We start from the raw sequence: 13,776 nt of genomic DNA on the forward strand, positions 1-13,776 counted from the left end.
ATCGAAAATATGATGTTTGGTAACCCTGCGCATCGCGTTATCATACCCCAAATCCGGTACTTAACGCACCGGACATGATAAGTAACAGATGAGGACAGTTATGAAATTTCTGGTCACTGGCGCAGCGGGCTTTATCGGCGCACATGTCAGCAAGCGGCTCCTGGATGCCGGGCATCAGGTTGTAGGTATCGACAACCTCAATGACTATTACGATGTGAACCTGAAGCAGGCGCGTCTTGATCTTTTGACATCCGCGAACTTTACCTTCCATAAGCTCGATCTGGCTGACCGTGAAGGCATGGCCACGCTCTTCGCCGATGAAAAATTCGATCGCGTCATTCATCTCGCCGCCCAGGCAGGCGTGCGCTACTCCCTGGATAATCCTCACGCTTACGCAGAAGCCAACCTGGTTGGTCATCTGAACGTGCTGGAAGGCTGTCGCCACAATAAGGTGCAGCACCTGCTGTACGCCTCTTCAAGTTCGGTTTACGGCCTGAACCGTAAAATGCCTTTCTCGACCGATGATTCCGTAGACCACCCGGTATCGCTCTACGCCGCGACCAAAAAAGCCAACGAGCTGATGTCGCACACCTACTCCCATCTGTACGGCCTGCCGACCACCGGCCTGCGCTTCTTTACCGTATACGGTCCGTGGGGCCGTCCGGATATGGCGCTGTTTAAATTCACCAAAGCCATGGTTGAAGGCAAGAGCATCGATGTTTATAACTTCGGTAAAATGAAGCGCGACTTCACCTACATCGATGATATCGCCGAGGCAATTGTTCGCCTGCAGGATGTGATCCCACAGGCTGACAGCCAGTGGACGGTGGAGTCAGGTTCCCCGGCCACCAGTTCAGCGCCTTATCGCGTCTATAACATCGGTAACAGCTCACCCGTTGAGCTGATGGACTACATCACGGCGCTGGAAGAGGCCTTAGGCATCGAAGCGGACAAAAATCTGATGCCGATCCAGCCAGGCGACGTCCTGGAGACCAGTGCGGATACGACTGCGCTGTATGAGGTCATCGGCTTTAAGCCGCAGACATCGGTGAAAGACGGCGTGAAGAACTTCGTTGACTGGTATCGCGACTTCTATAAGGTTTAAAAAAAAGCCCGGCATTATCGCCGGGCTTTTTTCTTTTACAGCATAATCAGTCGCTGCCAAACAGATCGCGGGTATAGACCTTATCCGCCACGTCAGACAACTCTTCCGCCATCCGGTTGGAGATAATCACATCCGCTTCTTTTTTGAAGGCATCCAGATCGCGAACCACACGTGAATGGAAGAATTCATCTTCCTTCATCACCGGTTCATAAATAATAACCTGGACGCCCTTCGCCTTAATACGCTTCATGATCCCCTGGATGGAGGACGCACGGAAGTTATCCGAGCCGCTCTTCATGATCAGACGGTACACACCCACTACTTTCGGCTGACGCGCCAGAATGGAGTCGGAGATAAAGTCTTTACGCGTGCGGTTCGCATCTACAATCGCAGAGATTAAGTTATTCGGTACCGCCTGATAGTTTGCCAGCAGCTGCTTGGTGTCCTTTGGCAGGCAATAGCCACCGTAACCGAAGGATGGGTTGTTATAGTGATTGCCGATACGCGGATCGAGGCAGACGCCTTCGATGATCTGACGGGTGTTCAGCCCCAGGCTCTCTGCATAGCTGTCCAGTTCGTTAAAGTAGGCGACACGCATTGCCAGATAGGTGTTAGCAAAGAGTTTGATGGCTTCCGCTTCCGTCGCATCGGTAAACAGCACATCAATGTTCTGTTTGATAGCGCCTTCCTGCAGCAGCGCAGCAAAGCGTTCCGCACGCTCTGAGCGCTCACCAATGACGATACGGGATGGGTGCAGGTTATCGTACAATGCCCTGCCCTCACGCAAAAATTCTGGTGAGAAAATGACATTATCGATACCCAGCTCTTCTTTGATCGACTGAGTGAAGCCAACAGGAATGGTTGATTTGATGATCATCACGGCATTTGGGTTAATCGCCGTTACGTCTTTGATCACCGCTTCTACACTGGAAGTATTGAAGTAGTTGGTTTTAGGATCGTAATCAGTTGGCGTCGCAATGATGACAAAATCCGCACCACTGTAGGCATCAACTTTGTCCGTCGTGGCGCGGAAGTTCAGTGGCTTGTTGCTCAGGTAATCCTGGATCTCTTTATCTACAATTGGGGAGATCTTCTGGTTAAGCATATCAACCTTGGCCTGCACGATATCCAGTGCGACCACTTCGTGGTGCTGTGCAATCAGGATCCCGTTGGAGAGACCCACATAACCTGTTCCGGAGATTGTTATTTTCATTGAGTTAACTTCTTTAGATTGAGTGTCCGGGAGCGACGACCGCCCCACCGCAATAAGCAACTTTTGGGGTTTTTACCTCGTATGCTGAGTTGATGTCAAGGCGAATGGCTGGCTGCAGAAAGGCGTGATTACAGTGATTTATGCTGCAGTATAACCTGTCGGATGAATCAGGCGAGGTAATGCAGGGGATTACGCATAAAAAAAGCCCGGTGATGTTCACCGGGCTTCGCTACATGACTGAGTTAAATCAGATTAATCCAGCCACTCAGTGTGGAACACACCTTCTTTATCAGTACGCTTATAGGTGTGCGCGCCGAAGTAGTCACGCTGCGCCTGGATCAGATTGGCAGGCAGTACGGCCGCACGGTAGCTGTCGTAATAAGCAACGGCTGCGGAGAAGGTTGGAACCGGAATACCGTTCTGTACCGCATACGCCACGACGTCACGCAGCGCCTGCTGGTAATCGTCAGCGATTTGCTTGAAGTACGGAGCCAGCAGCAGGTTAGCGATGTCCGCATTTTCAGCGTAAGCATCGGTGATTTTCTGCAGGAACTGAGCACGGATGATGCAACCGGCACGGAAGATCTTCGCGATCTCGCCGTAGTTCAGGTCCCAGTTGTTCTCGTCAGACGCAGCGCGCAGCTGTGAGAAGCCCTGAGCGTAAGAGACGATTTTGCCCAGATACAGCGCACGGCGCACTTTCTCGATGAATTCAGCTTTATCACCTGCCACTTTCGGCTGCGGTCCGGTCAGCACTTTAGAAGCCGCCACACGCTGCTCTTTCAGGGAAGAGATATAACGCGCGAAGACGGATTCAGTGATCAGTGACAGTGGCTCGCCCAGATCCAGGGAGCTCTGGCTGGTCCATTTACCGGTACCTTTGTTTGCCGCTTCATCAAGGATCACATCGACCAGATATTTACCGTCTTCATCTTTCTTGGTGAAGATGTCTTTGGTGATGTCGATCAGGTAGCTGCTCAACTCGCCGTTGTTCCAGTCGGTGAAGGTCTGCGCCAGCTCTTCGTTAGTGAGGTTCAGGCCGCCTTTCAGCAGAGAATAGGCCTCTGCGATCAGCTGCATATCACCGTATTCGATACCGTTATGAACCATCTTCACATAGTGACCCGCACCATCTGGACCGATATAGGTCACGCACGGCTCACCGTCTTCAGCAACGGCAGCAATTTTGGTCAGGATAGGCGCAACCAGCTCATAAGCGTCTTTCTGACCGCCAGGCATAATAGATGGCCCCTTCAGCGCGCCCTCTTCACCACCGGACACGCCGGTACCGATGAAGTTGAAGCCTTCAGCAGAAAGTTCGCGGTTACGACGGATGGTGTCGTGGAAGAAGGTGTTGCCGCCATCAATGATGATGTCGCCTTTTTCCAGGTACGGCTTCAGAGAGTCGATGGCAGCATCGGTGCCGGCGCCTGCTTTCACCATTAACAGGATACGACGAGGCGTTTCCAGGGATTCAACAAACTCCTGAACCGTATAGAAAGGAACGAGTTTTTTGCCTGGATTCTCGGCAATCACTTCTTCAGTTTTATCACGGGAGCGGTTGAAAACGGAGACGGTATAACCACGGCTTTCGATGTTCAGCGCCAGGTTGCGCCCCATCACTGCCATACCGACAACGCCGATCTGTTGTTTGGACATTACATACTCCTGTCAGGTGTGTTTAAGACAATTCTACATCGCGAATCACAATAACAAAATCGTCTTTTTTTTAACAAATAAAAATTAGCGATAAGAGTGATTACAGCCACTTTGGCTACAAGCACAAAATCAGCATGTTAAATGAGCAGTTATGCAGAAGTGTTTTTATTTGAATTAATTGCCATTGCCATTACGAATATCCCCATAGGGGTATAAAGGAAGGGATTTGTAATGGAAACGCCTGCTGAAAAAATAAGCGCGCAAACGATCTGTAGCTTGCGGAGGGTAAATGATTTCAAAATAGTCCCTATCGACAATATAAAAATAGGGAGCACAGATAAAATCACGCCTAACGCTCCTGTTTTATAAAAGAGTTCCAGTGGAACAACTTCAATTCTTCCTCTGTCCAGAATCTGCGCGCCAAAACCATGGCCGAAGACTGAAACCAGACCATTCATCGAGTTCATTATATAGGTGAAGTCCTGAAGTCTTACGGAGTCAGAGTCGCCTGCCCGTCCGCCAACGATAACCATCAAACCCAGCCCTGCCACAACGGCTAACGCAATATAAATTAGATTTTTCATTGCGCCGTTGATTCTGAAACTTGCGATCATCATCGCGATCCCAGCAAACAGGAATACGCCTCGGGTTTCAGTTAAAAATAGTGCAATAACGGTAAGGATAAAGAAAAGATATCGTTTTTCGATAAAGAAGAAAATCGCACCGATGCCGAGGAAGAAAAATGATTTTGCAAAAAAGGCGCCACTCGGCCTGAAGAAAAATTCTGATGTCAGTGAAAGAGCGTTGTAAATAGCGACGGAATTGAGTAGTCCGCCCTTTAGCATAAAAATATAAAGGATGTAAATCGAAGAGGCGATAACGCAAAAAAACTTTACTACTTTAACAAATATGGCTAACGAGTATTCTGTCAACGACTCATTTAATGTACAAAGATATAACAGTATTAACATATAGATGTAAGGCTGAAAATCAAAGGCCATTTCAGACACATCATTTCCGTTAATCGCTCCCGCAAGACAACCGTAGACCGGAAGAGCAATTATTGCAAATATGGTTAGCAGCGTTTTACTGTTTGATCTGGCAGTTAATGTAATTGCGTTTAAAATAAACAGTACGATCGCCAAACCGAAGAAGACATAACGCAACGGCGGTACACCAAGAGGGTCTAACAATCTACCGCCGCCGCCAAAGACAATTTCCATGGTGAGAAGCAGGATAAAAATCCTGTTTAACTTATTCATCGTTTTTTCTCAAAAATTATCATGAGTTTAATTTACAATTATTCAAAAGAAGTTGAGCAGCAAAAGCATACTTAAAATGATTTTATCCCGACCACGTCGTCTCAATTTAGACACAAAAGGCATGAGCATAATGTTATTGCTGTAATTACGCGCATTTGTTATGCGCTTAATCGGGCTAAAGTTGGTTACAAACAGACTTTTTAATTTATAGACTTCAGTTCGGTACCAACCTGAATTGACCAACTTCACCCTTTTCACCCACATTTTAAATGATATGTTGGCGCCGACCTGATTTGAAGAATGCTGGCGATACTTCATTCCGGGGACTGAATCAATATACCAGGTATAGTTGTGTGAACGCGCGTAGGCATAAATCAACCAGTCATGCAAAGATACATCCTGGGCTAATTCATTTGATAACAGGAACTCACGAAATGCGGTTCCTAATTTATTGGTAAAAACATACGTACAGCCCGGGCCTGCTGCTTCAAAGTAATAGTCAAATGCAGCCTGGGGTTGCGCTTTGTCGATCAGACATGTCCTGCCATCTTCCCAGAAAGCAAGGACATTACTTGAATAGGCGTCAACATGTTTACTCGCAATGGTTTCAATTGCGCGCTGGAGTTTATCTGCATACCAGATATCGTCCTGATCGGCGAAAGAGATATAATCATAGCCGTCAAAATTCACATCCATTACCAGGCGGTAAAAGTTCTTTCCGGCAGAACCATATTTATCACCGTAGGGCAAAAAATGAACATTCTTGAAATGAGTGTATTTCTCTGTCAGATATTCCCACGAACCATCGCTTGAAAGATCTATACTGATAAACACATCAACGTTAACTTCAGTTTGCGCTAAGATAGACTCTAATTGTTCATCAATCCAGTTCCGGCCATTATAAACCGCAAGTAAAACTGCCACTTTATTCATTATAAAATCTCAAAATTACTTATGTGCTGTATTAGACGTGCGAGGATTCTCACCTGCTACATTTCGGATACCATCCCAAACGCCAGAGACAAAGGATTTGAAGTAGTTTTTCTTGTCATTTTCATGAAAAATGAGAATGACACTGTGCACTACACAAAATGTAATTTCGCGAAGTGCCAGCAATTTAGGCACATGAGGATAGCGTAGCAAACGAAATGCATTTCTTACACGGTAATATCGTCTTGCAGCCGAGTGGACAGGTACAGTAAAGCCAAACACTGAAAAAGATGAGTTTCCAATAGAATGAATCATGACTGCATTCGGATTTATATATACCAGATGGTCTTTATCGAAACAGCGAAGACACCACTCGGTATCAACATAATCGATAAATAATGAGGCATCCATCATGCCAACCTGGTCGAAGAGAGCGCTTTTAACCAGTGAGCCCGATGAAATAACTACCGATGAAGTGAAGGTCTTTTTCTCGCCACGAGAATAAAGTTTTTCACGAAAGCCATTCTTTTTTATGTGCGTTATGGCATATTCAAAGCCGCGAGCCTCGTCATAAAAAACGGGTGCTGCTATCAGCGCATTATTTTCTGCGGAAAACTGAAGCATGTTTGTGATGAAAGTATCAGGAATTTTGCTATCCTGATCAAAGAAAATAACATTTTCATATCCACTTTCAATACAATACTCAATACCGATGTTCTGCGCTAAGGCGATTCCCTTATTACCTTTCAACCAGCGGTACTCGATCCCTGTTCCTTTCAACTCTTCAGTTTCAGAAGGGCTGTTATCCACGACTACAACATCACATCCCTGGATTTTCAATGATGTTATGGTTTGTGTTAAATCAGAGAGTACCGGGTTATAGGCTACTATAATGGCGCAAATTTCTTTTGTATTATTCATTTAAATTTTCTCAAATAGCATCCTGAGCTCAACATAGCATTATGAAAAATTCAATCTAATGAATAATCCATCAAGCAAATCCCTAATGATTGATTTTTTAGTTGAGTATTTCGTATAGCTGGAACTGAATACTGCTGACAGCAGGTTTTTCCTTTTTCCACCATCAAATATTCCGCCACGATAAACAGTATTAACACAATCCAGATAGTTAAGGATGCTTTCAGACGTTTGATTAATTTGTGAAGTCTGCTGTGATTTACGGATCGCATGAACTAAATCATAGATTTCCCGATAATGGGCGATTCGTTTATTTCTTTTTTTACTATCAAACGCAGCTTTCAATTTACCGGCAAAAGTACTTTTTTTTGCACCAATTTGATTATTTTCATGCTGCCTGTACAGAATCAATTTGTCTTCGACGGGGACCAACGATCCCAGAGCACATGCATTGCTGGCGAGCCAATAGTCATGCGGAATTTTTGCCGGGAACGGCATAACGGTATCAAGAAAGCCTTTACGTACAGCCATAGTGGCACCCGTCACGACATTATTGATGAGAATTTTGTCTAACCTTATATCGCCGTTGGCTGGCGTGAAATTCACGTGATGCCAGAGCGTCCCCAACCTCTCCATAGTATTGTTTATCAGCCAGGCATCAGAAAAAACAACGTTGGCATGACTTTGATTTGAAAAAACCGCCAGTAATGTTTCTGCTTTGTTTTCTACCCAAATATCATCCTGATCTGAAAAGAACACAAAGTCAGCAGTTACATACTCAGTAAGTTTCTCAAAATTTTTGATATAGCCTAAATTGAGTCCATCATGAATGATATCAATATCAATTTGCGACTCTGCTTTTAAGGCTTGAAGAACAGTGAGGGTATCATCCGTTGATCCATCATCTCGTATGATGATTCGGGATGGCTTAACTGACTGAGCAAGAATACTTTCAACTTGCTCGCGAACATAGCGCTCACCATTGTAAGTCGCAAGAATAACTTCGTAACTCATATTTTCCCTCTATGTTTCGTTATACATTCCCGGGAAACGATAATGAGTAAAACGCAATCCACAAATACCCGAATAGTCCATGCATACGCAGCGCCAAGTACGCCATAAGAGTTCACAAGAAAATACAGCAGGGCCAGATAAGGTATGACCTCAATGCAGTGTAAAAAGGCGGTATATTTCGCTTTTCCCAGAGACTGTATGACGGTAAAAGGGATCTGGGCGATAGAGTTAAAGAAAAAGCCCACTAATAAAATCTGGAAAATAGCCTGTGAATGGATGGCATACTGTTCGCCAAGCCATAGCTGCATTATCAATTTTGCCAGGAAAATCAGGATGACGACTAAAGGTAAACACCCAAGCCCCATTATCAGATAGGCGAATCTGATATTTTTCTTTAACTCATCATAGGTTTTTGCTGCGCTGAGTTTAGGGAAAACGGCTCTCGAAAGCGCACCGGGAAGAAGTCCTAAACGCGATACGATTTCAGACGGGGCGGTATAATAACCGACTTTATCAGCACCTAATGAGCCTGAGATAACGAACCGATCAAAGTATACCATCACAGGGCTAATGATGTTGCTAACAGTGATCCAGCCTCCGAAGAAAATCATTCGTCGGAATGTTTCTCTGTAAAAAATAAAACCCGCATTGATGATTTCATTTCTGACAATCACAAATGCAATGATTAATGACAGTAGTCTGCCCACGGCTAAGCCAAGTATTGCAGAAAACAGGGATGGAGAAAACAATACAAACAAGGCCGGTAAGCCTGCGATAATAGAACTACCGAAACTTCTCTGTATATTTAATATTGCGAAACGTTCATCGCCCTCAAGTATGGACATCCATAATTGGTTAAGCAGGAAAGCAGGTATTGTCCAGACGAGGACACGAATAGAGTTTTGAACATCAGTATGATTGGATGCTGTAATATTCAAAAGCGAAATAATATTTGGCGTAAAGACGGAAATGAGGATTGCGCCAAAAACGCTGAACAAAAATAGAAATATAGTTGCTGTAGAAATTATTTTTTTGCGTTCATCATTATTGCCCCGGTAAACGGCAATTTCTCTAACAATTGCACGAGTCAAACCGATATCAAATATGCCTGCATAACCAACAATAGCAATTGCTAAAGTGTAAACGCCAAAAAGTTCAACCCCTAATACCCGAGCAAGATAACCCATTGCCGGGATAGCGATAGCAGTAGGTATAACATAGCCTGCTAAATTCCAGACACTATTCTTAATTAATCCCATTCCGTTTACATTATCTCATCTTAATAAATAAAGGGGCCGTTAGCCCCTTTTAATAACTTTAAGCAAAATATGATGCATTATTCCCCTCCTGGATTTTCATCATTCGGGGTCGGTGCGAAATCATCTGGCCTTTAAATATCAGTAACCTTTGAGCATCTTCAACAAATACTGACCATAAGCATTCTTAGCCAGTGGTTTCGCCAGCGTTCTGACCTGCTCCGCATCAATAAATCCTTTGCGATAAGCAATCTCTTCCGGGCACGCCACTTTCAGTCCCTGACGCTCTTCAATGGTCGCAATAAAGTTGCTGGCTTCAATCAGGCTCTGATGTGTACCGGTATCCAGCCAGGCAAAACCGCGTCCCATCATGGCAACGGACAGACGGCCCTGCTCCATATACAGACGGTTGATGTCGGTGATTTCCAGCTCGCCACGTGGTGACGGCTTCAGGCTTTTCGCCATTTCTACGACACTATTGTCATAGAAATAAAGACCGGTAACAGCGTAGTTACTCTTCGGTTCTAATGGCTTTTCTTCGAGACTGACAGCGGTGCCCTGTTTATCAAACTCAACGACGCCATAACGCTCTGGATCGTTAACATGGTAAGCAAAGACGGTGGCACCGCTCTCTTTATTTACAGCGGAGTCCATCAGCTTCGGCAGGTCATGGCCATAGAAGATGTTGTCGCCCAGTACCAGCGCACAATCATCATCACCAATGAACTCTTCGCCAAGGATAAACGCCTGGGCCAGACCGTCTGGACTCGGCTGGACTTTATACTGCAGGTTAAGGCCCCACTGGCTACCGTCACCGAGCAGCTGCTCGAAACGTGGCGTGTCCTGCGGAGTACTGATAATCAGGATGTCACGAATACCCGCCAGCATCAGCGTGGTCAGCGGGTAGTAAATCATTGGTTTGTCGTAGATTGGCAGAAGCTGCTTGCTGACCGCCATCGTCACCGGGTACAGACGGGTTCCTGAGCCACCGGCTAAAATAATCCCTTTACGCGTTTTCATTTCATCATCTCTTTAATGTGCAAAATGCCCGTAAACGGGCATTTAATTAAAAGTCAGACCGCAGTGGTCGTAAATAGCTCAGCCAGCATCCGTTTAACACCGGTTTCCCATTCAGGTAATACCAGGTCGAAGTTCTGCTGGAATTTCTCAGTATTCAGACGGGAGTTATTCGGACGACGCGCAGGAGTAGGATAAGCGCTGGTAGGAACAGCATTAAGCTTCTTGATCGCCAGTTCAATGCCAGCCTTACGTGCTTCGTCGAACACCAGCGCAGCGTAGTCGTGCCAGGTGGTCACGCCACCCGCAACCAGATGGTAGAGTCCAGCCACTTCCGGCTGCTTCATTGCCACACGAATTGCATGCGCGGTACAGTCAGCCAGCAACTCAGCGCCTGTTGGTGCACCAAACTGATCGTTAATAACCGCCATCTCTTCGCGTTCTTTTGCAAAACGCAGCATGGTTTTCGCAAAGTTATTGCCTTTGCCCGCATAAACCCAACTGGTGCGGAAAATTAAGTGCCGGGCACAATTTTCCTGTAGTGCTTTTTCACCTGCCAGTTTGGTCTCGCCGTATACGTTTAGCGGCGCGGTCGCATCCGTTTCCAGCCACGGCTTCTCCCCGTTGCCAGGGAAAACGTAATCGGTGGAGTAGTGAACAACCCAGGCGCCAATTTTTTCCGCCTCTTTCGCAATGGCTTCAACGCTCGTGGCATTGAGCAACTGTGCGAATTCCGGCTCTGACTCCGCTTTATCCACGGCGGTATGCGCCGCCGCGTTGACAATAACGTCCGGCTTAATGCGACGTACAGTTTCCGCCACGCCTTCGGGATTGCTGAAATCACCGCAATACTCGCTGGAGTGCACATCGACGGCAATCAGGTTACCTAACGGGGCGAGCGCGCGCTGCAACTCCCAACCCACCTGCCCTGTTTTGCCGAACAGAAGGATATTCATTACTGACGTTCCCCGTAGTTCTGTTCAATCCAGGATTGATAGTTACCGCTTTTCACGTTCTCAACCCACTGGGTGTTCGCCAGGTACCACTGCACCGTTTTACGGATCCCGCTTTCAAACGTTTCCTGCGGTTTCCAGCCTAAGGTCTGTCTAATCTTATCGGCATCGATGGCATAACGACGGTCATGGCCCGGGCGGTCAGTCACATAGGTGATCTGGTCGCGATATGAACCCTCTTTCGGCACGATCTCATCCAGCAGATCGCAGATGGTATGCACCACATCCAGGTTCTGCTTCTCGTTATGGCCGCCGATATTGTAGGTCTCGCCAGGCTTACCCTGGGTCACAACGGTGTAGAGCGCACGGGCGTGATCTTCAACATACAGCCAGTCGCGGATCTGATCGCCTTTGCCATAAATCGGCAGCGCTTTCCCGTCCAGCGCGTTGAGGATTACCAGCGGGATCAGTTTTTCCGGGAAGTGATAAGGGCCGTAGTTATTGGAGCAGTTAGTCACGATAGTCGGGAACCCGTAGGTACGTAACCATGCGCGGACCAGGTGATCGCTCGAGGCCTTCGAAGCAGAGTAAGGGCTGCTTGGCGCATATGCCGTCGTTTCAGTGAACAGCGGCAAATCACTAGAGGCAGGATGTTCGTCCGGGTGCGGCAGATCGCCGTACACTTCATCGGTAGAGATGTGGTGGAAACGGAAGGCTTTTTTCGCAGTTTCATCCAGCGTTGACCAGTACGCGCGAGCCGCTTCAAGCAGGACGTAGGTGCCGACGATGTTGGTTTCAATAAACGCTGCCGGGCCGGTGATAGAGCGGTCAACGTGGCTTTCTGCTGCCAGATGCATCACTGCATCAGGCTTATGCTCGGCAAAAATACGGTCCATCGCCGCTTTATCGCAAATATCCGCATGTTCAAAAATATAACGCTGGCTGTCGCTCACTTCAGCCAGAGATTCCAGGTTACCGGCGTAGGTCAATTTATCGACATTAACCACTGTATCCTGGGTGTTTTGAATAATATGTCGTACAACCGCAGAGCCGATAAAACCCGCACCGCCAGTAACAAGAATTTTCACGCGTTATTTTCCGTTAAATGAATACATCGGGATGGTGGCATTCTGAATAATAAATGAACTAAATATCCAGAAACCGGACACGCTACCGCCCCTGGCTTAACAGCTACCAGTGCACTGAACGTGATCGTAATAGAGGTATTTTGCCGTCTATTCCCGTCAACATGGCGACAGGATAGCGCGCAAATCAATTAATAATTGTCGTCTTAAATGCCAGCAGAAACAAGGGAAAAATCTGACTAACGAGACAAAAAGCAAGCAATTAACTTACTGAAATTTAAGAATATATTAAAAAAAGAAAACGGCAGCGTCATTCTCATGGCCCTGATAGCCCGGAATGATCCACTGCCGTTAGACAACGACGAACCAATCGTTAATCGTTGGTTAAGAGCTTCGTCATGCTTTCGCGGAACTTCTGCCCTTCTTTATGGTTACGCAGCCCGTACTGTACAAACGCCTGCATATACCCCAGTTTCTTACCACAGTCGTAGCTGTCACCGGTCATCAGCATTGCATCAACGGACTGCTTCTTCGCCAGTTGCGCAATGGCATCCGTCAGCTGAATACGATCCCACGCGCCTGGCTCGGTACGTTCCAGCTCGGCCCAGATTTCTGCATTCAGCACATAGCGGCCGACGGCCATCAGATCGGAATCCAGCGTCTGCGGCTGATCCGGCTTCTCGATAAACTCAACGATACGACTGACTTTACCTTCTGAATCCAGCGGCTCTTTGGTCTGAATAACGGAGTACTCAGAGAGATCGCCCTTCATGCGCTTCGCCAGCACCTGGCTCCGTCCCGTCTCGTTGAAACGCGCCACCATGGCTGCCAGGTTGTAGCGCAGCGGATCGGCAGAGGCGTTGTCCAGAATAATATCCGGCAGGACAACCACAAACGGGTTATCGCCGACCACAGGACGGGCGCACAGAATAGAGTGGCCCAGACCCAGAGGCTGCGCCTGACGCACGTTCATGATGGTCACGCCCGGCGGGCAGATGGACTGCACTTCCGCCAGCAGCTGACGTTTAACGCGCTGCTCCAGAAGGGCTTCAAGTTCGTAGGAGGTGTCGAAGTGGTTTTCCACCGCATTCTTGGAGGAATGGGTAACCAGAACGATTTCTTTGATCCCTGCAGCAACAATCTCGTCGACGATGTACTGAATCATCGGCTTGTCAACGATCGGCAGCATCTCTTTAGGAATGGCTTTTGTGGCCGGGAGCAAATGCATGCCCAGACCGGCTACCGGAATGACCGCTTTCAAATTAATCATATATCTTCCACCTTAAAATGGTTGCCGAATTATAGCCCTTTAGCCTGGTTTCGCCAGCACGAATTGCTACAAATCTGGAGATGATGTTACGCAA

Annotated in this window: 12 protein-coding genes; 1 reads left to right on the forward strand and 11 read right to left on the reverse strand. The window is 47.1% G+C overall.

Annotated features, from left to right (window positions below; genetic code table 11):
• Positions 1-100: 100 nt before the first annotated feature.
• Entirely contained in the window at positions 101-1,105 is a 1,005-nt protein-coding gene (locus ACOYA6_RS10515) for an NAD-dependent epimerase (RefSeq protein ID WP_138369970.1), read from the forward strand.
• A gap of 46 nt (positions 1,106-1,151) precedes the next feature.
• Here ACOYA6_RS10515 and ugd read toward each other — a convergent pair whose 3' ends face one another.
• From ugd to galF, 11 genes are all read right to left on the reverse strand, one after another.
• Positions 1,152-2,318 carry a UDP-glucose 6-dehydrogenase gene (ugd, locus tag ACOYA6_RS10520; protein WP_039030245.1) on the reverse strand — a complete coding sequence of 389 codons (1,167 nt, stop codon included), beginning with the start codon at positions 2,316-2,318 and terminating at the stop codon, positions 1,152-1,154.
• Positions 2,319-2,570: 252 nt separating this feature from the next.
• The gene (gene gndA / locus ACOYA6_RS10525; RefSeq protein ID WP_039030246.1) at positions 2,571-3,977 is read right to left on the reverse strand and encodes an NADP-dependent phosphogluconate dehydrogenase; all 1,407 of its coding nucleotides are present in this window, start codon (positions 3,975-3,977) and stop codon (positions 2,571-2,573) included.
• Between the two features lie 149 nt (positions 3,978-4,126).
• Positions 4,127-5,239 (reverse strand): oligosaccharide repeat unit polymerase, encoded by a 1,113-nt coding sequence (locus tag ACOYA6_RS10530; protein ID WP_422654650.1) that lies wholly within the window; start codon positions 5,237-5,239, stop codon positions 4,127-4,129.
• 42 nt (positions 5,240-5,281) lie between these two features.
• On the reverse strand, positions 5,282-6,172 hold the full coding sequence (locus tag ACOYA6_RS10535) for a glycosyltransferase (protein ID WP_039030247.1): 891 nt from the start codon (positions 6,170-6,172) through the stop codon (positions 5,282-5,284).
• A 15-nt stretch (positions 6,173-6,187) separates the two neighbouring features.
• Positions 6,188-7,090 (reverse strand): rhamnosyltransferase, encoded by a 903-nt coding sequence (locus ACOYA6_RS10540; RefSeq protein ID WP_422654651.1) that lies wholly within the window; start codon positions 7,088-7,090, stop codon positions 6,188-6,190.
• Between the two features lie 39 nt (positions 7,091-7,129).
• The gene (locus tag ACOYA6_RS10545; protein ID WP_422654652.1) at positions 7,130-8,101 is read right to left on the reverse strand and encodes a glycosyltransferase family 2 protein; all 972 of its coding nucleotides are present in this window, start codon (positions 8,099-8,101) and stop codon (positions 7,130-7,132) included.
• Positions 8,098-9,360 carry a flippase gene (locus tag ACOYA6_RS10550; RefSeq protein ID WP_039030249.1) on the reverse strand — a complete coding sequence of 421 codons (1,263 nt, stop codon included), beginning with the start codon at positions 9,358-9,360 and terminating at the stop codon, positions 8,098-8,100. The genes ACOYA6_RS10545 and ACOYA6_RS10550 overlap by 4 nt, the downstream gene beginning before the upstream one ends.
• Before the next feature lie 138 nt (positions 9,361-9,498).
• Entirely contained in the window at positions 9,499-10,377 is an 879-nt protein-coding gene (rfbA, locus tag ACOYA6_RS10555; protein WP_039030250.1) for a glucose-1-phosphate thymidylyltransferase RfbA, read from the reverse strand.
• Between the two features lie 53 nt (positions 10,378-10,430).
• A complete protein-coding gene (rfbD, locus tag ACOYA6_RS10560) occupies positions 10,431-11,330 on the reverse strand; it encodes a dTDP-4-dehydrorhamnose reductase (protein ID WP_039030251.1) in 900 nt (299 codons plus the stop codon).
• On the reverse strand, positions 11,330-12,415 hold the full coding sequence (gene rfbB, locus ACOYA6_RS10565; RefSeq protein WP_422654653.1) for a dTDP-glucose 4,6-dehydratase: 1,086 nt from the start codon (positions 12,413-12,415) through the stop codon (positions 11,330-11,332). The genes rfbD and rfbB overlap by 1 nt, the downstream gene beginning before the upstream one ends.
• 370 nt (positions 12,416-12,785) lie before the next feature.
• Positions 12,786-13,682, reverse strand: coding sequence for a UTP--glucose-1-phosphate uridylyltransferase GalF (galF, locus tag ACOYA6_RS10570; RefSeq protein WP_039030253.1), 897 nt, complete (start codon positions 13,680-13,682; stop codon positions 12,786-12,788).
• Between the last annotated feature and the right edge of the window lie 94 nt (positions 13,683-13,776).

The sequence above is a fragment of the Leclercia barmai genome (assembly GCF_049312895.1).
Taxonomy (GTDB): domain Bacteria; phylum Pseudomonadota; class Gammaproteobacteria; order Enterobacterales; family Enterobacteriaceae; genus Enterobacter; species Enterobacter barmai.